Origin of the sequence: Nitrospira sp. (genome assembly GCA_016788885.1) — a bacterium.
GTDB lineage: Bacteria > Nitrospirota > Nitrospiria > Nitrospirales > Nitrospiraceae > Nitrospira_A.
Genome location: JAEURX010000075.1, coordinates 97,630 through 122,456 on the forward strand (window position 1 = coordinate 97,630; position 24,827 = coordinate 122,456).

Here is a 24,827-nt window from a genome sequence, read left to right on the forward strand (position 1 = left end):
TGGTCGCAGTACAATCAGCCGTTCCCCCAAGGATACAGTTGTCTCAGCATGGACCAAATCCGAATGTGTGAGCGCGACGACGACCGATCTATTGAGGCGACGACAAGGCGCGCTCGGCGGAGAGCATTGCCATGAATCAGCCGGGATTTTCTACAAAGGAATTCCAACAACTCGGCGAAATCATGCACGACGCTCGCTCCGTCAATCGAAGCGAAGGCGTCTGGAAACTCGTATCGGCTGTCCAGCACGTTATTCCCTATGAATTTTCGGGATGCGGAGGAGTGGATCTTCTCCGTGGAGTCGATCCGGCGCTTGGGCACTCGACCTATCCGAGGGAGTTCTGCCAGCTCTACATGGGCCAGGGATTGGCGGCAGACCCTGCCGTATACCGGCTGATCACCTCCGGGCAGTCCGTCACATCCAGTGCCGACGAACCCGCCTTCACCGAGCCGAAAGACATCAGCGCCCTCAAGCTGGATTTCGGCATTAAGACGTGCCTGTCGGCCGGGGTACGCGGGGAACAGGGGACCTGCTCCTACTTTGCCTTCAGCAACTTCGACGCCAAGCACGCAGACAAACTCCGGCTACTGCTCGATATTCTCACCCCGCATTTTCACTTAAGCTACATGCGGTGCAGCTCAACGTGGAAGCCTGAGCGACCGGCTCACCCGACAATTCTGTTGAGTAAACGGGAAGAAGAGATCCTCCGTTGGGTCGCGGCGGGCAAGACCAACTGGGAGATTTCTGTCATCCTCAAAGTTAGTTTGAATACGGTGAAGTTCCACCTCAAAAATATTTTCCAAAAAATCGGGGTCGAAAACCGCTGGAGTGCCATCGCCTACTGGCAGACCGGCGAGCAACATCGGCTCATTTCCTCTTCGCCTCCCAGTGACGATCGTTCACCGTCCGATTCCAATCGCGCGGAGTAAATAAGACAACACCTGCCGCATCGAGAGCCGCTGTTGTTTTCGCACGATATCTCAGGACTACGCTCTCGCCTACCCCGATGGGTAGGTGACTGCAACCTACACCTCTCGTAGAGTCAGCCCAGTCAACACCACGCCCCTTGATGGCGTGCCAGTACCACCGCTATCCACATGACCGGATAGGGCCTAACGGCCCTAGGCAACCGGAAGGAGAGGCCCTATGAAGCAGCTCGCTACACAGTCTGCAGCAATGGACGCCACATTCACCCTGTTAGACCTCCTGCAACAGCGAAAAACCCGTCGCTTCGGCCTTGGGATGACGCTGCCGAGTGGCCCGCTCCAATACACCAGTCATCATGAGCCGGTTCCGCTGAGTCAGGAAGAAGAACGGTATTTGATTTATGCGGCGATCGGGCGATCGGGACGGAATCTGGGTGATATGCACTTCGTCGGGAAGCCCGGCTCGAGCGAGGGGCAAGGAAACGCCTTGATGAATTTCCGAAGCCGCACCGTTCCCAGTCCGTGCTCCGCACAGACCACGCAGTTGTTTTACACGAACGACGAGGGCGTCTTCTTTGTGGCCGATGCCGCCAGCGCCGACCACTCCTGGGACCTGGACATCGTCCAACTCCAGCCCTCCCGGCTCGAGATCCCGCGTGAAGTGCCGTTCATGTTGCCGTTCAACCAATGGTATACAAACCGGCCCGGTACCACGCTCTTCTTTCCCGTCACCAATATCGCCTTACTCTACCTGAATCTGCTCCTGATGATGTTCAGCGAGGACACCGGATATTTCATCGTCGATACCGACCATGGCAATGCCGGCTGCGGCCTGGACGCCTTCCGCAAGAGCGCGGGCGGACACCTGCATGACGATATCCGGGCACGCCGAATGTTCAGCTTGCGGGAACTCGACGCGGCGATTTGCGAAACGGCGATTCAGGAGCAAGGCATCATCTGCGAACACATTTCCTTGATGCAGCAGGCGCTGGGGCTTGGCGGCGGCATCCAGAGCGTGGGAAGCGGACGGCATCTCCTGGGCCTCGAGCCGCACATCTATCCGGGGCTGGGCTTCCAGTTCGTCGTCCCGCCCGGCAAGCCGATGCGGGCAAATCCGGTCGGCATCCCGGGCGTGTGGGAAGGCCCCATGCCACCCTTCGTAGCCTCGATGAAAGAGGCTGTCACTCGGCTGGTCGACAGCAAGTTCGGGCCGAATGGCACCTTCAGGAAGCCTCACGAGCAGACCTGGGTCAGACCCGGATCGGCACAACAGGTTCCGGAACATTCCGCACGCGCCGTCGACGCCACCATCGCGTTTACCGAATATGTCCTCGCCACCTATGGGCGCTTCCCGGCGCACGCCGATGCCTGCAAGTCCGTCGTGGCCTGCCAGACGCATCACCTGGACGAAGATTTTTATGCGACGTTCTATCCCGACTCCGCCTTGCCGGACGCACATCGTGAGCACATGCATGCATGGCATTCCCATTGACGACATACTTTTTCACGCTCTTACGAGCACAGGAGGGCATCATGACACCACAGACCTCTCGTCGAGTCGTCATCACCGGCATGGGAGTTATTTCCCCCTTGGGTTGTACCGTCGATCTCTTTTGGCACCTGTTGAGCCGGGGAGACAGCGCGGTGAAGCCGATCACCTCATTTGACACCTCTCCCTTTCAGGCCTGTCTCGCGGCCGAGGTGCAGGATTTCGATCCCGAGGACTTTTTGCATCGTAAACAGGCCCGGCGCATGGGACGGGCGACTCAGTTCGCGGTGGCCTGTGCCATGATGGCGACACGTGATTCCGGGATCGACCTGGAACAGGAGGATCGCGGCACCATCGGTATCAGCATCGGCACCTCCATCGGCGGCATGAAAGAAGCGTTTGAGTTTCATGACGCAGCCAAGCTGAACGCCTACGAGCGAGTCAATCCCTTTACCATGGGTATGACCTTTCCGAATGCGATCTCTTCGGAAGTGGCCATCGTCCTGGGGTTGCATGGTCCCTGCGAGACCTATTCCATCGGCTGTTCCTCAACGGCCAATGCCATCGGACGCGCCTATGAATGGATCAAGTCGGGACAATCTTCCCTGGTCGTGGCGGGGGGGACGGAAGCGCCCCTTCATCCGAGTGTGTACGCCGCCATGAACGCCGGTCGGGCACTGGCACCGGACGAGCACGGCACAATCCGGAATCTTCCCCGCCCCTTCGACAAGACCCGGTGCGGCATGGTGCTGGGCGAAGGAGCGGGCTGTTTTATCCTTGAGGACTACGAGCATGCCCGCGCCCGCGGCGCCAAAATGTATGCCGAACTGGAAGGGTGGGGCTTCACCTGTGACGCCCACTCGATGGTCAAAGCCGCCTGCACCGGGCAAGAGCAACAACGGGCCGCCCGGCTGGCACTCTCAACCGCCCACTGGTTCCCCGAAGAAGTGGACTACGTGAACGCCTGCGGCCTCGGCACCATGGAATTGGATGCGATCGAAACACAGACGGTGAAGCAGGTCTTGGGCGACCATGCCTATCGAGTGCCCGTCAGCTCGTTCAAAGCGGCACTTGGCCATGCCTTCGCCGCCAGCGGAGCCTTCCAACTCATCGGAACCGCGAAGGCGATGGAACACCAATTCATCCCACCCACGCTGAATTTGACCACTCCGGACCCGAACTGCGATCTGGATTATGTTTCGGGAACCGGGCGCGTAGCGCACGTCAATCGCGCGCTGATCAATAGCTTTGGATTCGGCGGCAAGAATATTGTGCTGGCACTCTCACGTGTGAACCTCGGCGCCGCCGGTACCGGTTCGATGAAAGCCGCACCGGCGTACGGCATGAATCAATTGGTTGGAGTATCCTAGGATAATCACATGAGTGACCGGCGTCACTGCAGTAGAGGCATCGACCGCGCGTCCGCTGATGCGGCCTCCCCCGTGTGGAGCGAGGCCGCATCGGGACCGTGTAACCCCGTGTATGAACCGGCACGAGGAGGGTGGAGACCGGCCGTTGTGCGCCTCGTCACCATTATCGAAGGTGACCCGACGCATCGGCGGAAATATCGAGCACCATCACAAGACATCCATCCACATTTATGAGAGAGTCGACCATGAACGAACTAGAACACACCACCACACGGGTGTTTGTCATCAACCCTCAAGAACTGGTCAGAGTCGGCATGCGAACACTACTGAACTCTGTCCCCGATTTCCGCATCGTCGGAGAAGCGCCCTCGCGAGAGGAGGCACTGCCGTTGGTGCTTCAGCACCAACCAGACATTGTCATCGTCGATCTCCGCGTACAGGACGGAACCGGCATCGAAACCGCCAAGGAAATCCTGTCCCATCTTCCGGCTACTCGCTTGCTGTTTCTTGCCGACACCCTCAACGACACCATTCTCCTCTCTGCCGTGGCAACTGGAGCCCACGGATATGTCCTGCAGGACGCCGGCGCCGAAACCCTGATGCACGCGCTACGCAGCATCACCAAGGGACAGGCCTATCTTGATCCGGGCGTCACCCGCCACACCTTTGCCTATCTCCGCAAAGTGGCGGATCGTGAACCTGAGCGGGGCCGCCATCTGTTGTCTCCACAGGAAAGACGCCTCCTCCCCCTTATTGCACAGGGAAAGACGAATAAGGAAATCGCCGCCGAACTCGGGTTGAGTGACAAAACCGTCAAGAACTATCTCGCCAACGTCTACTCCAAACTCCATCTCACCAGGAGGTCTCAAGCCGCCGCGTTTTACCTCAAAACAATCCCTTAGGAACAAGCCGGCCGTGAACGCGGCAGCTGCATGCTCAAGTTCTCCGGTGCGGAGTCCGAGAGAGTACCGACACGCTCCGTTGCCCTCTCGGAACCAGCTTGAGCATGTACCACCTGCGATCCTTCCACCTCCGGGACATGACTGCCTGTGGAGCAGCGCTCCGACGGCTCGGCACAAACGCCAGGAGTCTTCAGGAGGTGGCCGACCGTCTCGTTCGCCATCTCTATACATCCTTGACGATGGCTCAGACCGGAGATCCGGCCTGCGTCCTGGTCCGCTTGTTTAAGACCACATCCTACGACCTCCTCGCCCCGGAATTACAAACACTCGTCGATCGCAAACTTGAGCCACAACAGCCGAATCCATCGCTCACGTGCCTGACCCTGCTCAGCAGCGCAGGCATCCACGAGGGGTGGAATGATCCGGCCTTGTCCAGCCGATTCCGCGTCATCCCGCTCAATGGGCCCAAATCGCTTGAGCGGCTCCCGATGTTTCAACAGCTGTTCCGGCAATTGAAGTTCAGTCTGCCCCCTATCACCGCATCGGATCAAAATCTCCTCGTTGATCCACACGAGCATCGTTGCAGCGTGTTCCATGTCCCGGAGGCGCTCGATAGCCCACACGTACCGGCGCAAGAGGAGTTCGTACGCAAGTACGGCATCCGCTCGGTGCTCGGGTTCGGCGCACCATTGCCCGATGGAGAGCTGTTCTCTCTCATTCTCTTCAGCAAGGATTACATTTCCGACGAAACAGCTCAATTGTTCAAGCCGCTGGCCCTATGCGCGCAAATCGCTCTTGCCCCGTTTGCCAAGCCCACTGCCACAATGGAACAGACCGCCGCCTCAGCCCATTCGGCGACCGCAGACCTTGAAGGTCTCCTCGCCGTGCACGAACAAACCGTCAATGCGCAGGCGGACCGTCTCGAATTGATCGTGCAAGGCTCTCAAATCGGCACGTGGGATTGGGACATTCCCAGCGGGCGCGTCACGTTCAACGAACGCTGGGCCAGCATGCTCGGGTATCATCTCGACGAACTCGAACCGCATGTGCGCACATGGGAAACCCTCGTACACCCCGACGACATGCTCGACGTCATGGCAGCGGTCTCTGCCCACCTTCGTGGAGACACGCCGACCTACTCCAGCGAGCATCGCCTTCGTTCGAAATCCGGCGCCTGGCGCTGGGTCTTCGACAGTGGGCGGGTCGTCGAGCGGGATGCCTCGGGTACGCCATTGCGTGCCACGGGTCTGCACCTCGATATCTCCAACAGAAAAGAGCTCGAAGCGGAACAGGCCCGCGCACAGCGAGCCATCCAGGTGAAACAAGACGCGCTGGATGAAGCCCAGACCCTCGCGCATCTGGGGTCCTGGGAATGGGAGATCACCAGCGGAGTGGAGCGCTGGTCGGATGAGCAGTATCGCATTTTTGGCATCGACCCGGCCCACACCAGGCCGACCTACGCCACATTCTTGGCGGCACTCCACCCCGACGATCGCGAACGGGTGGAACAGGCCGTCGCCAAGACCCTCAAATACGATACCCGCTACAACATCGAATGCCGCATCATTCGTCCGAGTGGAGAGCTGCGCCACATCAACTGTCGTGGAATCGTACGTCGGGAACCCGACGGATCACCGATCAGCATGACCGGAACCGTGCAGGATATTACCGACTACAAGCGCGCCGAATCGGCCTGGCGGGACAGCGAGACCCGAATGCGGTCGATTTTCGAGAGCGCGATCGAAGGCATCGTCGTCATCGACGACCGAGGACAGATCGAAACCGCCAACGCTGCGTTGTTAAAACTGTTGGGCTATGAGGCGCATGAATTCATCGGAAAGAACATTTCCATCATCATGCCGTCCCCTTACCGCGAGCACCACTCCGAATACCTCGCGAATTATTTGATCACCGGGAAACGGGAAATTATCGGCAAGGGGCGCGATGTGCTGGCCGTGCGAAAGGACGGCACTCAGATCGACATCCACGTCTCCGTCAGCGAGATGCAAATCGGCTTCTCGAAGAAATATACGGGGATGATTCGTGACATCTCCGAGCGGAAACGCATGGAGGAAGCGGTTCGGGAAAGCGAAGAGCGGTTCCGCCAATTAGCGGAATCCATTGATGCGGTCTTTTGGCTCACGACGCCGGACAAACGCCACGTCCTCTACGTCAGTCCTGCCTTCGAGACGATTTGGGAATCTCCCCGAGAGGTGTTGTATACGAATCCCCTCTTCTGGCTCGATCATATTCACCCGGACGACCAAAAACGGGTATCCATCGCGGCCGCCTGTCAGGCACATCTGCCGTATGACGAAGAATACCGGATCATCACGCCGAGCGGACGAATCCGCTGGATCAGGGATCGCAGTTTTGTGATCAAGAACGCCGCCGGGGAAACGTACCGGATCGCCGGCATCGCCCTCGATATCAGCGCCTCCAAACAGATGGAGGAACAGATTCGCGCGAGCGAACTCCGACATCGCGCGCTCGTGGAACTCTCTCCTCATGCCATTTTCGTCAATTGCAAAGGCCGGATCGTGTTCTCAAACCAGGCCTGCGCTAAGTTACTGGGCGCCATCGCCCCGTCGCAGCTCTTCGGCAAGCAAGTGCTCGAAATCATTCACCCAGACTCGCAGGAACAGGCGCTGCAGCGGATCGCATCCATCCTCGAGACAAAGCAGGCCGTCCCCCTCATAGAAGAACGGTTCATTGCGCTCAATGGTTCGCCCATCGACGTGGAAGTGGCGGCAGCCCCGATCATGTTCGAAGGCACGCTGGCCATCCAGGTCATTGCAACTGATATCCGGGCTCGCAAGGACTTGGAGCGTGCGCTGGTCGCCACCAACCTGCAGCTACAAACCATCCTCGATAGTGCGACGAATGTCTCCATTGTCGCCACCAATAACGAAGGAATCATCACCACCTTTAACACCGGCGCTGAGACGCTCCTCGGATACTCGGCCATGGAAATGGTCGGGCAACATTCGTTGGGCTTCCTTCATCTGCGGGAGGAACTCGACCATCGCGCCGATGAACTGAGCCGCCTGCACCAGCGCCCTATCCAGAACGTCGCGGCCCTGTTCGAAGAGGCCCTTCATGGCGGAGTTGATCAACGGGAATGGACCTACCGCAGAAAAGACGGGGAGCACCTGACCGTCTTGGTGAGCATTACCGCGCTCCGTGACAGTACCGGCGCGATGAGCGGATTCCTGGCGATCGGCAAAGATATCACCAGCCGAAAGGCTGCGGAGAACGCTCTCACGCAGGCCGCCCGCGAGTTGGCACGTAAGAATATTGAACTTGCGCAAGCACGAGATGAAGCCCTGCAGGCCGCCCGCGAGTTGGCACGTAAGAATATTGAACTTGCGCAAGCACGAGATGAAGCCCTGCAGGCCGCCCAGCTTAAGGCTGACTTTTTGGCCACGATGAGCCATGAAATCCGTACCCCAATGAACGCAATCATCGGCATGACGGGTCTCTTGCTCGATACCGCCCTCACGACCGAACAGCATGAATATGCCGATACCGTCCGCCGTTCCAGCGACGCCCTGTTGACCCTCGTGAACGATATTCTCGACTTCTCGAAGATTGAGGCCGGCAGACTCCATTTTGAACAGATTCCCTTCGATGTTCGAATGACCGTGGAGGATTCAATCGACCTCCTCGCGGAACAGGCACAGAGCAAAGGGCTTGAGTTGATCGGGCTGGTGGATGCTGCCGTGCCGACCGGAGCGATCGGCGATCCTGGCCGCATCCGTCAGATTCTCGTCAATCTGATCGGCAATGCCATCAAATTCACCTCTGCAGGTGAAGTATTCCTCTACGTCACGCGGGACATACAGAGTGGAAGGGACTTCCTACGGTTCACCGTCACTGATACCGGCATCGGCATTCCCGAGGATGTGCAGACGCGATTGTTCCAGGCCTTCACGCAGGCCGACAGCTCCACCACTCGCCGCTTTGGCGGGACAGGTCTGGGGCTCGCCATCAGCCGACGACTGGTGGAGCAAATGCAGGGCCAAATCGGCGTCAAGAGCCAAGCCGGACAAGGCAGTACGTTCTGGTTCACGGCGAAACTCCCCGAGACGTCGATCGCGACTCCACCGTCGTCGTTTTCCTGGAGCCAACTGCATGGCCGACGCATTCTCCTGGTAGATCCCTGCGATACCGCTCGGGAGGCAATGCATCAGGCCCTCGGGGCGAATGGACTCGTGTGCAGTGAAGCCCAAAATGGACTGAAAGCCATGGAGTTAGCACGAAAGGCTGTTGCCGCCCAGAAGCCTTTCGACCTGGCATTGATCGAACGCCATCTATCCGGCCTGGATGGATTCGACACGGCCACACGGCTCAAGCAGGATCCGTCAACCGCCGGCATGCGATTAGTGATTCTTACCACGGTCGGACGGAGAGGCGACGGAGGCACCGCCCAAGAACTCGGCATCGACGCCTACCTCACCAAACCGATCCGACTCACACAATTGCTCGAATGCTTCTGTCAGTTGCTGTGCCCGCCACAGGCCGCGGCGACATCGTCCATGCCGCCGTTGATCACACGGCATACCCTGGCCGAAACCCATACGGCCACAACGCCCCGTCTGCTACTGGCGGAGGACAATCCCGTCAACCAAAAGGTGGCGTGCAAAATGCTGGAGAAACTTGGCTATCGGGTCGACGTGGCCAGCAATGGCCAGGAGGCGGTCGCCGCCCACGAACGGGCACCCTACCCGCTGATTTTCATGGACTGCCAAATGCCCGAAGTCGATGGATTCGAGGCCACGGCCTTGATCCGAAAGATGGAGGGTAAATCTGCTCATACACCCATCGTCGCCATGACCGCCAATGCCATGCAGGGAGACCGCGAACGCTGCCTGGCTGCCGGAATGGATGACTATGTGGCCAAACCGGTCAGACCCAAAGAACTGCAGACGGTGCTGGAGACCTGGCTCGGAGATCGCGCCGTCAAGAACGGCACCACGGGCTAGAGAAGGAATATTTGTCATGTCCGTCCATCCACTTCGTCCTAGGCAACGGCAGCCGGAACCGGCTCTGGACCCGAACATCCTGCATGTGTTGCCGGCCAACATCGCAGTCTTGGATGCCCGCGGCACGATTCTCGCGGTCAATGAAGCCTGGGAACGATTTGCTGCAGCCAACGGCTTCGTCGGCGATGCCTACGGTGTCGGCCTGAATTATCTACAGGTCTGTGATGCAGCTGCCCCCAACCCCGACGCCGTTCACGTCGCGCAGGGCATTCGTCACATCCTCGACGGCACCATTCGCGCCTTCTCCTACGAATACGAAAGCTCGAGCCCCTTCCTCCGCCGCTGGTTCCGCCTCATCGTCACGCCCATGCAGGGGCACCAGAGCTATGGGGCCGTCGTCATGCACATCAACGTGTCGGACCTGAAGCAGGCCGAAGCCGCCATGCACCGCAGCGAGGCGAGGCTACGCGCAATTGTCGACACGGCCGTGGACGGCATCGTCGTGATCAATAACCGGGGGATCATCGAATCCGTGAACCCCGCGGTCACCCGCATGTTCGGATATGCTCCGGAGCAACTCCTTGGGCAAAACGTCAAACTACTCATGCCCGACCCCTACCATACGGAACACGACCAGTATCTCAACAACTACTTATCGTCCGGCCTGAAGAAAGTGATCGGCATCGGCCGCGAGGTGCTGGGTCTTCGCAGCAACGGAATCTCGTTCCCCATCGAACTCGCCGTGAGCGAGATGATCGTCGATGGCGCACAGAAATTCACCGGCATCGTGCGCGACATCTCCTCCCGCAAGCAGGCTGAAGCACAGTTCCAGCAGGTCGTGGAATCCGCGCCGAACGGCATGCTGATGATCGATCAACAGGGGAAAATGACTCTCGTCAACAAGCAAGTTGAACAGATGTTCGGCTACACGCGGGAGGAAATGCTGGGCAAGCCGGTCGAGATGTTGATCCCCGAACGGTTTCGCCACGGCCATCCCGCGCATCGCACCGGCTATTTCGCCGCGCCCTCCTCACGGATCATGGGAGCCGGGCGGGAATTGTTCGGCCTGCACAAAACCGGCACCGAGTTCCCCGTCGAACTCGGCCTGAATCCGATCGATACCCCTGCCGGCAAACTGGCGCTCGCATCGATCGTCGACATCACCCCGCGCAAACGTTCGGAGACGGCCCTGTCGAAAGTCACCCAGGATTTGGAATGGAAGAACTGGGAGTTATCGGAAGCCCGCGATCAGGCCGTGCGGGCGGGCCAGGCCAAAACCGACTTCCTGGCCACGATGAGCCATGAGATCCGCACCCCCATGAACGGGGTCATCGGCATGACGACGCTCCTGCTCGACACCGATTTGAACCCGGAACAAAAAAGCTATCTGGAGACGCTCAAGCATTCCGGAGAATCCCTGCTGCGGATCATCAACGATATTTTGGATTACTCGAAAATCGAGGCGGGCAAATTCACTATTGAACAAATCCCGTTCGATCTTCGCATGACTATTGAAGACACGTTGGACATCCTGGCTCCGACCGCGCAGGGACGGCAGTTGGAACTGGTCGGACTCATCGACGCGCAAACGCCTCGCACCGTCATCGGCGATCCCGGGCGCATTCGGCAAATTTTGACGAACCTGGTCGGCAATGCCATTAAGTTTACCGAGAAGGGCGAGGTCTTGATTCAAGTCCAGCAAACGGATGAAAGCGCAGGATCCGTCACACTGCGATTTGAGGTCATCGACACCGGGATCGGCCTCACCCCGGAAGCCCAGGCAAAGATGTTCCAAGCCTTCTCACAAGCCGATAGCTCGACTGCTCGCAAATACGGCGGCACCGGACTTGGCCTTTCGATCTGCAAACGACTGGTGGAATTGATGCAGGGACAGATCGGGCTGCAATCAGCACCGGGACTCGGAACCTGCATTTCGTTTACGGTGAAGTTCGGCACACCCAAAGAAGGCTCGGCCCCCGTAACCCCTCCGCTCCCGGTGAAGAGTCTCAGCGGCCTTCGAGTCTGCCTGGTGGACGACAATGCGACCAATCGCAGCCTGCTCCAGTACCATGTCTCTGCCTGGAACATGCATCACGAGAGTGCCGTGGATGGGCCGTCGGCATTGAGTTTGCTGCGCAGAGCAGCCCAGGAAGGCACGCCCTTCGACATCGCCATCGTCGATGTCCACATGCCGGATATGAGTGGACTCGAACTCTGCCGCCTGATCAAAGAGGACCCGCAGATACGCCACACCCACGTCATCTTGCTCACAGCCTCCGGGCAGCGCGGTGACAGCGTGCTCGCGAAAGAGGTGGGGGCCGCCGCCTATTTGACCAAACCGATTCGCGAGCGTCATCTGGCGGATTGCATGCGCTTAGCACTTGGACGAAACGGGCAGGAAGATGACAAGACGCAGTTGATTACGCGTCACACCCTCACGGAAGCAAAAGCCTGCACGATCCAGCGGGTATTGGTGGTGGACGACAACCCCGTGAATCAGCGCGTGGCCGTAAAAATGCTCGAGAAGCTGGGTTGTCGTGTGGATCTCGCCGGCACTGGCATGGAGGCATTGGCCGCCATCTGTCGACATCCCTACCCCTTGGTGTTCATGGACTGTCAGATGCCGGAGCTCGACGGATTCGAAACAACCCGGTTGATTCGCTCTCAGGAGCAACCGGGCACGCATCTGCTCATCATTGCCATGACCGCCAATGCCATGGCCGGCGACCGCGAAGCCTGTATCAAAGCAGGCATGGATGACTTCATCAGTAAGCCGATCATCGCCTCCGAATTGCGAGCCAAGGTCGCGCATTGGCTGCCCGATGCCATATCGGAAGAACCGAAGGCTTCCGGCCATGGTGACACCACAAGAACCGGCTAGTCGACACTCGTCAGCACACCTCACCACCAGCCCCAATCACAGCGGCTCGGCTTCCTCCGCCGCATCCTTCCATCCGGCCGCCACCATGCATATGACCCGCGATCTCCCGATTGACAGAAGTCCACGCGCCCACTAGGATACCCCCTCAACAAGGAGGGTCCGTACACGCGTGAGTCATCCGTCTCCATCCCATACTTCGACCCCACCGTCTACTTCGGTCCATCGCGTCGAGCAGCTTTTCGAAACCCTGATCTTCGGCAGCCGCTGGATTCAGGCGCCTCTCTACGGTGGACTGATTGTCGCCGAATTGCTCTATGCCGCCAAGTTCCTAACGGAACTCTGGCACATGGTCGTCCATTTCCGTGAGGAGACCGAAACGCTATTCATGCTGGGTGTCTTGTCGTTGATCGACGTCACCATGGTCGCCAACTTGTTGACCATGGTCATCATCGGCGGCTACGCGACCTTCGTCAGCAAGCTCGACTTGGACACCCACCCGGATCGTCCCGAATGGCTGACCCACGTGGACCCCGGCACCATCAAGATCAAGCTCGCCGCGTCACTCGTCGGAATCTCCAGCATTCATCTCCTCAAGGCCTTTGTGGACGTCACGAACGAAAATCCCGAACACATCAAGTGGAAAATTTTCATCCACCTGACGTTCCTGGGTTCGGCCATCTTCCTGGCCTATACCGATAAATTGATGCAGCGGGACCGCAAACACTGACCACATCCTGTCGAAGGTGAGCGGGACCTGACAGCCCCGAACTCTCTCGACGCATCGACGAGCCCCTCGCGTATCATTTGAGATACGCGCTGTATCGATTTCGATAAGCCCTTCCCATACCGCTCTACGCATTCACTCGTAGCCATGGCCGTTTCCTACAGCAACAGCGCCGTCGTGTTTTCCACAATGGCGCCGGTCCCGCGTGACACATGCGGCATGTGCCTTGCCTTTTCTCATCCGATGGTCCCGAACTGAGGCTCACCACTGCGCAGATGAGTGTCCACCCGATTTCCTGAGAGGCCTGGAGTCGCCATGACCAAACACAGCCCGACATCCGGTCCCCCGCTCTCGCTCGCCGACATTCTCGTCGAGGAGGCCGAACTGCTGGACGGCCCCTTCCCGGACGACCACTCGGTTAAGGTCCTCGCCAGGAAGAATACGGACGGTACGCTGGACAACGAGGTGATCGAGGAACTCCGTCGATATATCCACGGTCGCCACCCGAAACAGGCAGGGCTGTGCTTCTCCGGGGGTGGCATACGGAGTGCGACCTTCGGGCTAGGGGTTCTGCAATCGCTGGCCAGGTTGCAACTCCTGGACAAGTTCGACTATCTATCCACCGTCTCAGGCGGCGGATACATCGGCAGTTGGCTGACAGCCTGGGCCCATCGCCACCCGCGCGGCCTGCAGGGCGTGATGGAAGACCTCAACCACACGCCACCTACCGGCGCAGCCGAAGCCTCGCCACCGGTCCGCTGGCTTCGGAACTACAGCAACTACCTCAGTCCTCGTCTGGGGTTCTTTTCTGCAGACTCCTGGACCCTTCTGGGGATCTACCTGCGCAACCTGGCCTTGAATTGGATGGTGCTGATTCCCCTCCTCATGGTCCCGCTCCTCGGCCCACGCTGGATCATCGCCTTCACACAACTCAATCTCGAAAAGGCACCCCTCCCCGGCTGGGCCAATCCGGCCCTGTTCATGGTCGGTCTCGGGCTCGCCGTCATCGCGTTGATCTATCTGCACCTCTGCCGTCCTACGCTACGCGAATACCGGCGTGATAGCTGGCTGCAAACGCTGGAGACACAAGCGTGGTTTCTCCGCGCATGCCTGGCACCCTTGATCCTCTCAGTCGGCTGCCTCACCACCGCCTGGGCCTGGTTTCGCAATAACGGCGGCACCCTCGACCAAATCACCGTCGGCCAAACGGTCCTCGGCGGCGCCTTCCTGCACACCGGGAGCTGGCTCTTTTCCGCCATCACGCTCACACGATTCAAAGCCATGACGAAGTGGCTGGTCTGGGAAACCCTCGCAGTGGCCGCCACCGGTGCGTTGGGCGGATTCTTCCTGCGCGGAGCCCTGGCCAAGCTGCCGGGCGACTCAGGGGTGGCACAATATGCCGAATGGTTCGCCTTCCTCGCGGTGCCTGGGGTCCTGGCTGTCTTCTTGCTGACCGCCACGATCTTCATCGGCCTCGCCAGCCGATTCACGGAAGAGCAGGATCGTGAGTGGTGGGGGCGCACCGGTTCCTGGATCCTGATCGTGATGATTATGTGGATGGGACTGTCCGGCATCGTGATCTTCGGACCAGGACTGATTCACTGGATGACACCACAGGTCGCCGCCTCGGTCGGCGGTTTGTCCGGCCTTCTTACATTGATTCTGGGATTCAGTTCACGAACCACGGCTCAGCAACAGGAAGAACGGTCACACGTCACCACAATCACTGATATGGCGGTGCGCGCGGCCGCACCCTTGTTCATGCTCTGCGTCCTCATCGCCTTGGCGCTCGGCACCAGTTGGCAATTAGACCTGTTCGCTCACCAGTATGGAACACATCTGAACGATCTCGCAGAACCGAAACTGACAGGACTCGGAATCTGGACCGATCCCTGGGGCCACGACCAAGTCCTCCATAATACGCCTCAATGGCTGCTGTTCCGGTTCACGGCGACCGTGATCGTGCTCGGGTTGCTGATGTCCGTCTTTATCAACATCAACCGGTTCTCGCTCCATGCGATGTATCGTAACCGTCTCATTCGAGCCTATCTCGGCGCGTCCCGCGTACACACCGAGCGCGATCAGACCTTCAATCCCTTTACCGGATTCGACAACCTCGATAACCCGGCCATGAGCGACATGCGATTCGACGAGGTGCGCCTCGCCCGGTGGTTCCTCACGCAGGAGACACGGCAGCAGACGATGCAGGCCCTGGCCCGCTACCTCCAACTGCCACACCCGACACCCGATCAACAGCAGATGCTGCGGGAACAACTACCCCAGGATCTGACGCAGACACCAGTTCGCAAACGTCTGAGCGAGGCCGCGCAACAACTCCGGCTCGGCCCGGCCTGCCTGGCTCGCCTCACCGCCTTGCAGTTGCCGGACACCCCTGCGGGTCGGGACGCGATCAGCTGGTTTGCCGCTCTGTTCGTGAATCGACTCTACGAACAGAGTCCCGGCCCTTTGCACATGATCAACATCGCCCTCAATCTCGTGAAAGGCGACAACCTGGCCTGGCAGCAGCGGAAGGCTCAGTCGTTCACCATCAGTCCTCTCCACAGCGGCAGTTGGAATCTGGGGTATCGTCGTTCAGAAGAATATGGAGCCAACCGCTACATCGGCCAGCCTCTATCGCTCGGGACGGCGCTGGCCATCTCAGGCGCCGCCGCCAGCCCCAACATGGGCTACCATTCCTCTTCCGCCGTGACGTTCCTTCTGGCCCTCTTCAATATTCGCCTCGGCTGGTGGCTGGGCAATCCAGGACCAGCCGGCATGACGACCTACCATCAAGCCTCACCCACGCTCTCGATCCGTCCGCTGCTGGCGGAAGCGTTCGGGCTCACCGATGCCTGCCATCCCTACGTCTATCTGTCAGACGGAGGCCATTTCGAAAATCTCGGACTCTATGAAATGGTGCGCCGCCGGTGCCATTGCATCCTTGTCGTGGATGCCGGCTGCGACCCCCGCCTGGCCTTCGAGGATTTCGGCAACGCCATCCGCAAAATCCGGATCGACCTGGGGATCGATATCGAGATCGCCCTCGACCAGATCACGCGCTCGGCCGACACCGGAACCAGCGCCCGCCACCATGCGATCGGCACGATCCGTTACGATAAGGTCGATGACAATGCCACCGCCGGTACGCTGGTCTACCTCAAGCCGTCATTGACCGGCAGCGAACCCACGGATGTGCAGGACTATGCGGCACGCCATCCGGCCTTCCCCCACGAGTCGACCTCCGATCAGTTCTTCGACGAGGCGCAATTCGAATCCTATCGACGCCTCGGGGAGCATGTCGCCCAACAGGTCTTGCGACCGGCACTCCAACAACGCGAGCAGGAGTTTTCACACCTCTGTCATGCGCTGCGCTCCCACTGGATGACGACCCCATCGGGCATGCAGGAGTCTTTCCTGGGCGAAACGGACGATCTCAAAGACCTCGAACGACTGTTGCGGGACGATCCGGACTTGCTGCGCTACGATCTGGAGATGTACCCGGAGCTCTGCTCCGTGTTTGGGATGGATCCGGGAACGATCACGGCGAATCCCCGTGCGGCCTTACATACCTGCAATCTACAAATTCAGCTCATGGAGCAGGTCTATCTCGCGGTGAAGTTGGAGGAGTTCCACGGGCACGCGCTGAACCGCGGATGGATGAACCTGTTCCGTCGATGGACCTCTTCGGCGACATTCCGCCTCTTCTGGCCCGCCTTGTGCGGCATGTACAGTCAGCAATTCGTGCGGTTCGCGGAGCAGCATCTCAATCTCTCGATCGACGAGGTCGCCCGGCTGGAACCACTCGGGAAGACCGACGATCTGACGTCACTGTTTCGGGAACTCACGATCGAGTGGGCATCCGTACCGGACTATGTACAATCCTTCATCCACGTCCTCACGCAGCCCCTCCCCCTGGAGGAGGTCACGGAACAACCTCCGCGACGTGCCGCCTGGCAAATGCGTCTCCCGGCACTCGACTCGCAGGCAGGACCGGTCGGCCCCGGCGAGATCCTGGCGATTGTCACAGCTACCCGCCTGTCTGTGTCAGGGCACCGGCTTGGATTGTACGGGTGGGTTCGCCCGGCCTACCGCGGACTGGGACTTGGACACCGGCTGTTCGGCACCGCCATCACCGAACTGACTGCAGCCTACCAAGGCCACAGCCTGAGCGTCGATTTGGGCCCTGACAATCCCTCCTGGGCCGGCACGTCGATTCGCAATATCGGATGGCTGCGGTTCTACGAACAACTGGGATTTACACGGGATCGTTCGGATCCGAGCCGCTTCCAAATGACAAGAATCTTGCGATAGCACGAGAACCCCTCACCCCGCTGAGGAGAGACGAATCCATCGTCAGGGTTCAATCGCGCCCAGCTCAACCGGCATGCCAGGGAAGTGGGGAACTGGCAGACGACGTCACGCCACGCGGTGCTGTGCCGGGCCAATCAACGCCCGGACTCCGAGCAGCAACCGATCCACGCTAAAGGGTTTTTCCAACGTGCCATGCGCGCCGAAGATCGCCGCAATTTTGAGGATGTCGTAGCCCTGCACCGCCTGCCCGGATATGGCCAGGACCTTCACGGGTATCTGTTGGCTGTGCACGCGGAGAATGGTTTCCAACCCATCCTGGACCGGCAAGTAGACGTCGAGAATGACGAGATCGGGAGACTGGCTCTGAATGGTCCGAAGTGCCTGCCGTCCATCCGCGGCCTCGATGACCTGATACCCTTCCATTTCGAGTACGGTCCGCAGCCACCGACACACTTTCTCATCATCGTCCGCAACTAGAATCAGCGCCACCAACACCTCGCTTCCGCGTCAGGCACAGTCTTCGGCTGAAATCCCCCCGCTCGGCAATGTTCTCGCATAGAGCGTTGCCACCTGCGAACGTCGCGTGATGCCTAACTTGGAATACATGTTGGAGATGTAATTCTTCACCGTCTTATCGGAGAGCGACAGGGCAACGGCGATCTCTTTGTTCGTCTTGCCTTCCGCCACCAGAGGGAACAGACGTCGCTCTTGCGGTGACAGTTCGGCCATGCAGGCTGTCGACAGCCCGCTGGCCATATCCCGCACTTCCATCATGACGGTACCGAGCAACTGCGGCCCCAGCGCCGTCCGGCCACCGGCCACCCGTCGCATCGTCTCCCGCCACATCGCCACCGGCGTATCCTTCAACACGTACCCTTGAGCGCCGGCTGCGACCGCTTCGCGAATGACGGTGGGGTCGTCGTAGACGCTGAGGATGAGCACCCGTGTATCCGGATTCCCAGCCAACAGCCTCCGGCATGCGTGCACCCCCGAGCCATCGGGCAAACTAATATCCAGCAACACCAGATCAGGCGTCAGTTTCTCCACCAATGCGAGGCCCTCTGCCATCAAGCCGGCCTCGCCAACGAGCCGGAACTCCGCCGTACGATTCAGCTGCTCCCTCAGCCCAAGGCGGGCCATGCGGCTATCATCAATCAAAACAATGCGGTACAGGTGCTGCGCGTCCATCACCCTCTCTCCGATCGCCAATCGTTCGGCAATTTTTTCGGATATAGTCTCGGCGGATGACGCGCGTAGGAATATCGGCAGAAGATGGATTCGCCTGTCAGCATTCGGCTGACAGGCAAGAGACAGGCCCCTCAGCCAGACTGAAGGGAGGTGTCGAGACTAGTCGATCAGTCGGGCTTCAATCGCGTAGCGGATCAGCTCACCGGTGCTTTCACACGACAGTTTTTGCAGAATCCTGGCCCGATAGGTACTAATGGTTTTCACGCTGAGGCGAAGCTCCTCCGCGATCATGGAGACCGATTTGCCCTGCCCCAGCAATCGAAGCACCTGCAGTTCACGATCCGACAAGCTGGCGTGTAAGGATTCATCCGCGCCGGTTTCGATCGCGCTCGCCATCTGTTCGGCCAAGGCCGCCGTAATGTACCGACCTCCTTGTAACACCCGCAGAACGGCCGCCAGCAGCTCGGAGGGCGCACTCTGCTTCGTCAAATACCCCGAGGCTCCTGCTTTGATCGCACGCATCGCGAATTCTTTTTCCGGATAGAGACTTAACATGAGCACCGGGAGGCGAGGCTGCAGAAGCTTGGCCTCCTTCAACACCTCCAGCCCGTGCTTGTCAGGAAGAGCGATGTCCAGAATCATCAGATCCCAGGGCAGACGCCGAACGGCATCCAAGGCCTCCTCGCCGGTGCGTACTTCACAGATCTCTGAGCACAGTTGCTCCTCCTCCAACAATTCTCGCACTCCCCTGCGTACGATCGGATGATCATCCGCAATCAGGCATCGACAGCTATTCATGAACCGGTTTCCTCCGTCGTGGAGCCGGAGCTGACGTCACGTCGCTTCCGGCAGATTCGTCGGGCACGGCACCGACTGGAATACACACTTCGACCGTCGTGCCGGAATCCATTCGCGAGTGAATCTCAACCCGGCCCGCAAGAATCTCCACGCGCTCCCGTATGCCCCGTAGCCCGAATCCGGCCATCGGAGACAGACCCTCAACATCAAATCCGACACCATCGTCTGTGACGGTCAACCGCCATTCCCGCCGACTCCGCTGAACCAGGATGGACACGGTCGTGGCATGTGCATGGCGAGTCACATTGGTCAGTAGTTCCTGAACAATCCGATAGAAGGCCGTCTCCAGTGTGGGCAGGCGCCCTGCACGACGGTGCGCCTGCTCAAACACCAGCGAACAGCGCAGGCCGGTCCGCGCCTGCACGTCCGCGATCATCGCTTCCAGACCGGCCTTGAGCCCCAGTTCTTCTAGGACCGGAGGGCGAAGGACCCGAACAATCTGGCGCAGGCGCGCAAACAAAAGATCTGTCGTCTCCAGCGCGCGAGCCAAGCGATCTTGGCCACGCCCGGCCGCCGCAGTCGATCGACCCGCGACGCTGCGCTTGACCGACGCCAGATCGAACTTGAGCGAGGTCAGCAATTGACCGACTTCATCGTGCAATTCGCGTGACAATCGTCGGCGTTCGTTGGACTCCACCATATGCAATTCCTGAGACATGGCCTGGAATCGTCGATACGCCTCTTCCAGGGAGGCATAGGCTCGCCGAGGGGCCGTGACATCGATCATCGCTCCGATCATACGTACGCCGACGCCAGCCTCGTTCCGTACGATATGGGCCCGATCCAGGAAGTTTCCATACGTGCCGTCGGCCAGGAGAAAACGGTATTCAGCAACGAACGTTCTGACATCTGTTTGGATGGCCTGACTCACCATGCCGAGAATCCGTTCTTTGTCTTCCGGGTGCAACCGGTTGCTCCACGCGTCGATGCTTGTCTCCGTTCGCGGATCATACCCGAACTTGTCGCAGGCGTTGGGACTCCACCAATGACCACCCGTGAGCAAATCCCAATCCCACAAGATGTCGTTGGTAGCCTCAGCGACCAGACGGAACCGCTCCTCACTGGACCGGAGCAGGGCTTCGGTCTGCTTTCGGTCGGTGATGTCCCGACCAACCCCGGTAATCCCGACCACCCGGCCGTGTAAATCCGTGAAGGGGGCGCCATTCCAGTGATACAAAATCGCACGGCCGTCTTTGGTGAGCAGATGGCCCTCCAACTCCGCATAGCCGGCCTCGAACGCCTGTTGAATGGCCGCGCTGGTCGGTTCCGCCTCCGACGTGGGCACCATCTCCAATGCCGATTTTCCCAACAACTCCTCATGCGTATACCCGGTGACCGTTTCCAATCGACGGTTCCATTTGCTGAGACGGCCTTCCAGATCCAGCACAAAAATCACATCGGGAACGGTTTCCATAATGGTCTGCAAATTACTCAAGGCTTCCGCCAGTTCCCGCTCCGCCTGTTTGCGCTCAGTGATATCGGCAATGGTACCGACCATGCGCAAGGGCTGCCCGTCAATGTCTCTGGCGACAACTTTGCCTCGGTCGAGATACCATCGATATTCCCCGGACTTGTGGCGTAATCGAACTTCGAGTTCCTTCACGGGCGTGCGGCCATCCAGATGCGCCTGGAGCACCTCTGTCATGCGTGGGGTGTCCTCCGGATGCAGAATCTCGTAGAAGAAAGCCGTCGACCCGGTAACCTCCTCGGGTCGATACCCGAGCAGGCGGATCCACTGAGGACTGAAGTAGACGGCATTGGTCTTGACGTTCCAGTCCCACAGCCCCTCATTGGTCGCCTCGATGGCGAAGTGGAATCGCTCTTCACTGGTGCGTAGTGCACCTTCGGCCCGCTTCCGCTCAGTCACATCACGAACGAAGGCGCAATGGCATTCCCGTCCGTTGTAGTACATGAAATTCACATCGACTTCGATCGGAATGAGCCGGCCGTCCTTGGTGCGATGACGACTCTCAAACGACACGTTCCCCTGAGCCCTGGTTTCTTCCCAATAGCTCGGCCAGGCCTCGGTTGGGAAGTCTGAGTTCAGGTCATGCACCGTCATCCCGAGAAGTTCCTCCCGCGAATACCCCAGCATCACCGTCGCGGCATCGTTGACATCCAACAGCTCAGCGTTTGACCCGACCCAGTAGATCGCCTCCGTCGCATGATCGACAGTGTACTTGGCTAACTGCAGGGCCTCCTCGGTCCGCTTTCGTTCTGTGATGTCCTGCACCATCGCCAATACGTGCAGCGCATGCCCCGCCTCGTCCCGGATGACCGAGAGTCCCACGTGGGCCCAAATGATGCGCCCGTCTTTTCGGATGTACCGTTTTTCAAATACATCACAGGCCAGTTCTCCCGACAAAAGATTCCGCACCCGTTCGAGATTCTGGCCCAAGTCATCCGGATGCGTCAGGGACTGATAGGTACGCGTGAGGAGTTCCTCCTCGGAATAACCGAGAATTGTGCAGAGGGTTTGATTGACCTCCCATAACCGTCCGGTGACATCCGCGATCGACATCCCAATCGTCGCATTCCGATAGGCGGCGCGAAAGCGTTCCTCGCTACGACGGAGCGCATTTTCCACCCGCTTCCGCTCCGTAATATTCAATAAGACGCCGATGGCACGAGTGACCCGCCCCTGGCGGTCCGGAAGCCCTCGCCCCTTCGCCAACACCCATCGTTCCTCCCCCGTGGGAAGCCTGAGCCGATACTCCGCCTCGTAGTCGCGATGCATCCTGAGGCAATCCTCGAATCGTTGTGCCACCCATTCACGGTCTTCCGGGTGAATACGCTCGAGACAGGCCGCATACGACGTAAGATCACCTGGGCGGAAGCCGACAATCTCCATCCCCCTGGGAGAAAAGATGGTGCGATCCTCTGCCACATTCCAATCAAAGGTACCTTCTCCTGCCGCGGCCAGCGCGAGACTGAGGTGCGTCTCCCCTTCCTGCCGCTTCGCCTCCACCTGTTTCAGCTCGGTGAGGTCCTTCACATAGGCGACACGCGAATGGGGCCGTCCATGCGCATCCCTGATGAGCATGGCCTCGACCAAGACCGGAAACACCGAGCCGTCCTTGCGCTGTTGAACGGACTCGAAGAGGAGATGCCCCTCCTGGCCGATGAGCGTGCAATGCTCCTGAACCGCCGCGCGTGCCTCGGGAGCGTAGACTGACAGAACGGGCCGACCGATCAGTTCCTCCACCGTGTATCCGGATTGCCGGGCAAACGCTCGATTGACCGCCAGGAAGGTCTCCGAAACCAAATCGGCATGGGCGAGCCCGAACTCCGCCTGTTCAAACACCTGTTGCCAGCGTCGCGCATCTTCCTCGGCTTGTTTCCGTTCGGTAATGTCGGTCGTCGCCCCGACCATGCGATAGGGACGGCCCTGTTCATCCCACAGCGCCTGCGCACGCGATTGAAGCCATCGATAACTTCCATCCTTGTGACGCACCCGGCATTGCACATCAAAGGGCACCCGACGTTCGAAATGGTTCTGGGTCTCGGTCCGCACGCGCGCCAGGTCATCCGGATGCACCCGATCGAAGAATGAAGACGCGAGATCCGGCAATTCATCCTCAGCAAACCCCAACAAGGCTTTCCAACGGGCGGAATGCACCGCCTCTCCGGTGAGCACATTCCAATCCCAGATCCCGTCGGAGGTGCCTCGCACGGCCAGGGCATAGCGCTCTTCGCTCGCTTTGAGTTGCTGCTCGGCGAGGAATCGCCCCAACTCACTGCCGGCGCGGCCGGCAGCCATGCGCAACAGCGATTCCGCCCAGACGGGATCCTTCAACGGTTTGCTGGCGAGCACGGCAAGCCACCCGATGGGCTCGTCGCTCGGTGAGGGAAGCATCAAGGCCATATAGGACTCGATGGAGAGATGACGAAGCAGATCATCCTGAGGGAATGTGGCTTGCACGTCGGCCGGATAGTGACAGAATCCTTCGGTCAGGACGTGCTCGCACGGTGTCCCCGCCAAGTCATACTCTACCTGTTCCAGCGGCCCATCCGGCCCACGACCGGCAACGGTCCTGGCGCGATCCCGACCGGGAAGGGGTCGAATACAGAACGCATAGTCCGCCTCAATCGCATGCGCCAGCGTTTCCACGAGCTGCCGCAGGAATGCCACGCCTGTCGAGCGGATGGTCCCGGCCATCACGCCCAAGGCTTCTTCACTGCGCTTCTGCGCCGTGAGATCCCGTACCGAAACGATGCCGCCGATCCACTCTCCGTCACGAATGAGCGGCGCCACGGTCCACCTGACCCGCAAGGCTGAGCCATCGCATCCGACAAACACGTCATCCGGACTCTGGCTCTTCACCGGCAGAACACACGCACGCGCGAGCCGACAGGGTTCATCCGAACACGATGCAGCGCTCTGCTCATGACGATGGACACAGTCGTGCAGCAACCGGCCGGCAAGTTCGGAGGAAGTCTGGTTGAGAAGCACTTCCGTCTCATGATTGACGTGTCGCACACGCCCGCTGCAGTCCGTGACGAAGACCGCGTCTGCCATACTCGCGATCATCTCGCTCAGTACATGCTCATCGAGGATCGAACGATCGACTCTCAGCCTTCGCAATTCCAACTGCGCCCCGGCCTGTCGAGCCACTCGCCGCAACGCTTCACCTTGCTCGTCGGTCGTCCTGCGAGGCACCACGTCCATGACGGCGATCGTGCCCACTGCGTATCCGTCGGGGGTCAGAATCGGGGCTCCACAGTAAAATCTGACTCGCGGTTCCGCCATGACCAACGGATGGGTGGAAAAGCGCGGATCGGCCTGTGCATCCTCAATCGTCACCAACTCCGTCTGTTGGATGGTGAACGCACACAGACCGGCGTCACGGACGGTCTCGGTTATAGCCAGGCCGACCGTGGCTTTGAACCACTGCCGGTCCCGGTCGATGAACGTGACGACCGCGATCGGCGCACGGCACAACGCCGCAGCCAGATGCGCCAAGTCATCGAAGGCGGTGTCCGGGGGAGAGTCGAGAATCCGGTAGCGCAACAAGGCAGCTACACGGGCCATGTCGTCGGAAGGCGGGGCGTGCGTCGCCATACGTGCAGTCCCACGCGCAAATACCCGAAGGATTGGTGTACGCTGATTTCGCCCAGAGTCTTACCACAAATACCCCGCATCGAATAGGGCCATCCGGGACAAGGGGAGCCATCTGGCTCTCTCAGTGACCT

At 59.5% G+C, this 24,827-nt stretch carries 12 protein-coding genes; 8 read left to right on the plus strand and 4 right to left on the minus strand.

What is annotated here, in order from left to right:
- The first annotated feature begins 131 nt into the window (after positions 1 to 131).
- The 8 genes from JNL86_18210 to JNL86_18245 all read left to right on the plus strand — a co-directional run bounded on the left by JNL86_18210 (position 132) and on the right by JNL86_18245 (position 17,588).
- Positions 132 to 929: an autoinducer binding domain-containing protein gene (locus JNL86_18210; protein MBL8044848.1), complete on the plus strand. Its 798-nt coding sequence runs from the start codon at positions 132 to 134 to the stop codon at positions 927 to 929.
- Between the two features lie 217 nt (positions 930 to 1,146).
- Positions 1,147 to 2,418 carry a hypothetical protein gene (locus tag JNL86_18215; GenBank protein ID MBL8044849.1) on the plus strand — a complete coding sequence of 424 codons (1,272 nt, stop codon included), beginning with the start codon at positions 1,147 to 1,149 and terminating at the stop codon, positions 2,416 to 2,418.
- Between the two features lie 41 nt (positions 2,419 to 2,459).
- Entirely contained in the window at positions 2,460 to 3,785 is a 1,326-nt protein-coding gene (locus JNL86_18220) for a beta-ketoacyl-[acyl-carrier-protein] synthase family protein (protein ID MBL8044850.1), read from the plus strand.
- Between the two features lie 245 nt (positions 3,786 to 4,030).
- Entirely contained in the window at positions 4,031 to 4,687 is a 657-nt protein-coding gene (locus JNL86_18225) for a response regulator transcription factor (protein MBL8044851.1), read from the plus strand.
- 104 nt (positions 4,688 to 4,791) lie between these two features.
- Positions 4,792 to 9,672 carry a PAS domain S-box protein gene (locus JNL86_18230; GenBank protein MBL8044852.1) on the plus strand — a complete coding sequence of 1,627 codons (4,881 nt, stop codon included), beginning with the start codon at positions 4,792 to 4,794 and terminating at the stop codon, positions 9,670 to 9,672.
- 16 nt (positions 9,673 to 9,688) lie between these two features.
- Complete coding sequence (locus JNL86_18235) at positions 9,689 to 12,553, plus strand: PAS domain S-box protein (protein MBL8044853.1); 2,865 nt, start codon at positions 9,689 to 9,691, stop codon at positions 12,551 to 12,553.
- A 169-nt stretch (positions 12,554 to 12,722) separates the two neighbouring features.
- Complete coding sequence (locus tag JNL86_18240) at positions 12,723 to 13,280, plus strand: TIGR00645 family protein (GenBank protein MBL8044854.1); 558 nt, start codon at positions 12,723 to 12,725, stop codon at positions 13,278 to 13,280.
- Between the two features lie 312 nt (positions 13,281 to 13,592).
- Positions 13,593 to 17,588 carry a patatin-like phospholipase family protein gene (locus JNL86_18245; GenBank protein ID MBL8044855.1) on the plus strand — a complete coding sequence of 1,332 codons (3,996 nt, stop codon included), beginning with the start codon at positions 13,593 to 13,595 and terminating at the stop codon, positions 17,586 to 17,588.
- Between the two features lie 105 nt (positions 17,589 to 17,693).
- Here the strand turns inward: JNL86_18245 and JNL86_18250 are convergent, their stop codons facing one another.
- The 4 genes from JNL86_18250 to JNL86_18265 form a co-directional block, all read right to left on the minus strand.
- A complete protein-coding gene (locus JNL86_18250; protein ID MBL8044856.1) occupies positions 17,694 to 18,077 on the minus strand; it encodes a response regulator in 384 nt (127 codons plus the stop codon).
- Positions 18,078 to 18,095: 18 nt separating this feature from the next.
- The gene (locus tag JNL86_18255) at positions 18,096 to 18,776 is read right to left on the minus strand and encodes a response regulator transcription factor (GenBank protein ID MBL8044857.1); all 681 of its coding nucleotides are present in this window, start codon (positions 18,774 to 18,776) and stop codon (positions 18,096 to 18,098) included.
- Positions 18,777 to 18,935: 159 nt separating this feature from the next.
- Entirely contained in the window at positions 18,936 to 19,574 is a 639-nt protein-coding gene (locus JNL86_18260) for a response regulator transcription factor (protein MBL8044858.1), read from the minus strand.
- Positions 19,567 to 24,696: a PAS domain S-box protein gene (locus tag JNL86_18265; GenBank protein ID MBL8044859.1), complete on the minus strand. Its 5,130-nt coding sequence runs from the start codon at positions 24,694 to 24,696 to the stop codon at positions 19,567 to 19,569. Before JNL86_18265 ends, JNL86_18260 begins: the two co-directional genes overlap by 8 nt.
- Positions 24,697 to 24,827: the final 131 nt, after the last annotated feature.

Coding starts and splice junctions, on each gene's coding strand:
- JNL86_18260 (MBL8044858.1), bottom strand. CDS start 19,574: ATGAATAGCTGTCGATGCCTGATTGCGGATGATCATCCGATCGTACGC.
- JNL86_18265 (MBL8044859.1), bottom strand. CDS start 24,696: ATGGCGACGCACGCCCCGCCTTCCGACGACATGGCCCGTGTAGCTGCC.
- JNL86_18235 (MBL8044853.1), top strand. CDS start 9,689: ATGTCCGTCCATCCACTTCGTCCTAGGCAACGGCAGCCGGAACCGGCT.
- JNL86_18245 (MBL8044855.1), top strand. CDS start 13,593: ATGACCAAACACAGCCCGACATCCGGTCCCCCGCTCTCGCTCGCCGAC.
- JNL86_18225 (MBL8044851.1), top strand. CDS start 4,031: ATGAACGAACTAGAACACACCACCACACGGGTGTTTGTCATCAACCCT.
- JNL86_18230 (MBL8044852.1), top strand. CDS start 4,792: ATGTACCACCTGCGATCCTTCCACCTCCGGGACATGACTGCCTGTGGA.
- JNL86_18210 (MBL8044848.1), top strand. CDS start 132: ATGAATCAGCCGGGATTTTCTACAAAGGAATTCCAACAACTCGGCGAA.
- JNL86_18220 (MBL8044850.1), top strand. CDS start 2,460: ATGACACCACAGACCTCTCGTCGAGTCGTCATCACCGGCATGGGAGTT.
- JNL86_18255 (MBL8044857.1), bottom strand. CDS start 18,776: ATGGACGCGCAGCACCTGTACCGCATTGTTTTGATTGATGATAGCCGC.
- JNL86_18215 (MBL8044849.1), top strand. CDS start 1,147: ATGAAGCAGCTCGCTACACAGTCTGCAGCAATGGACGCCACATTCACC.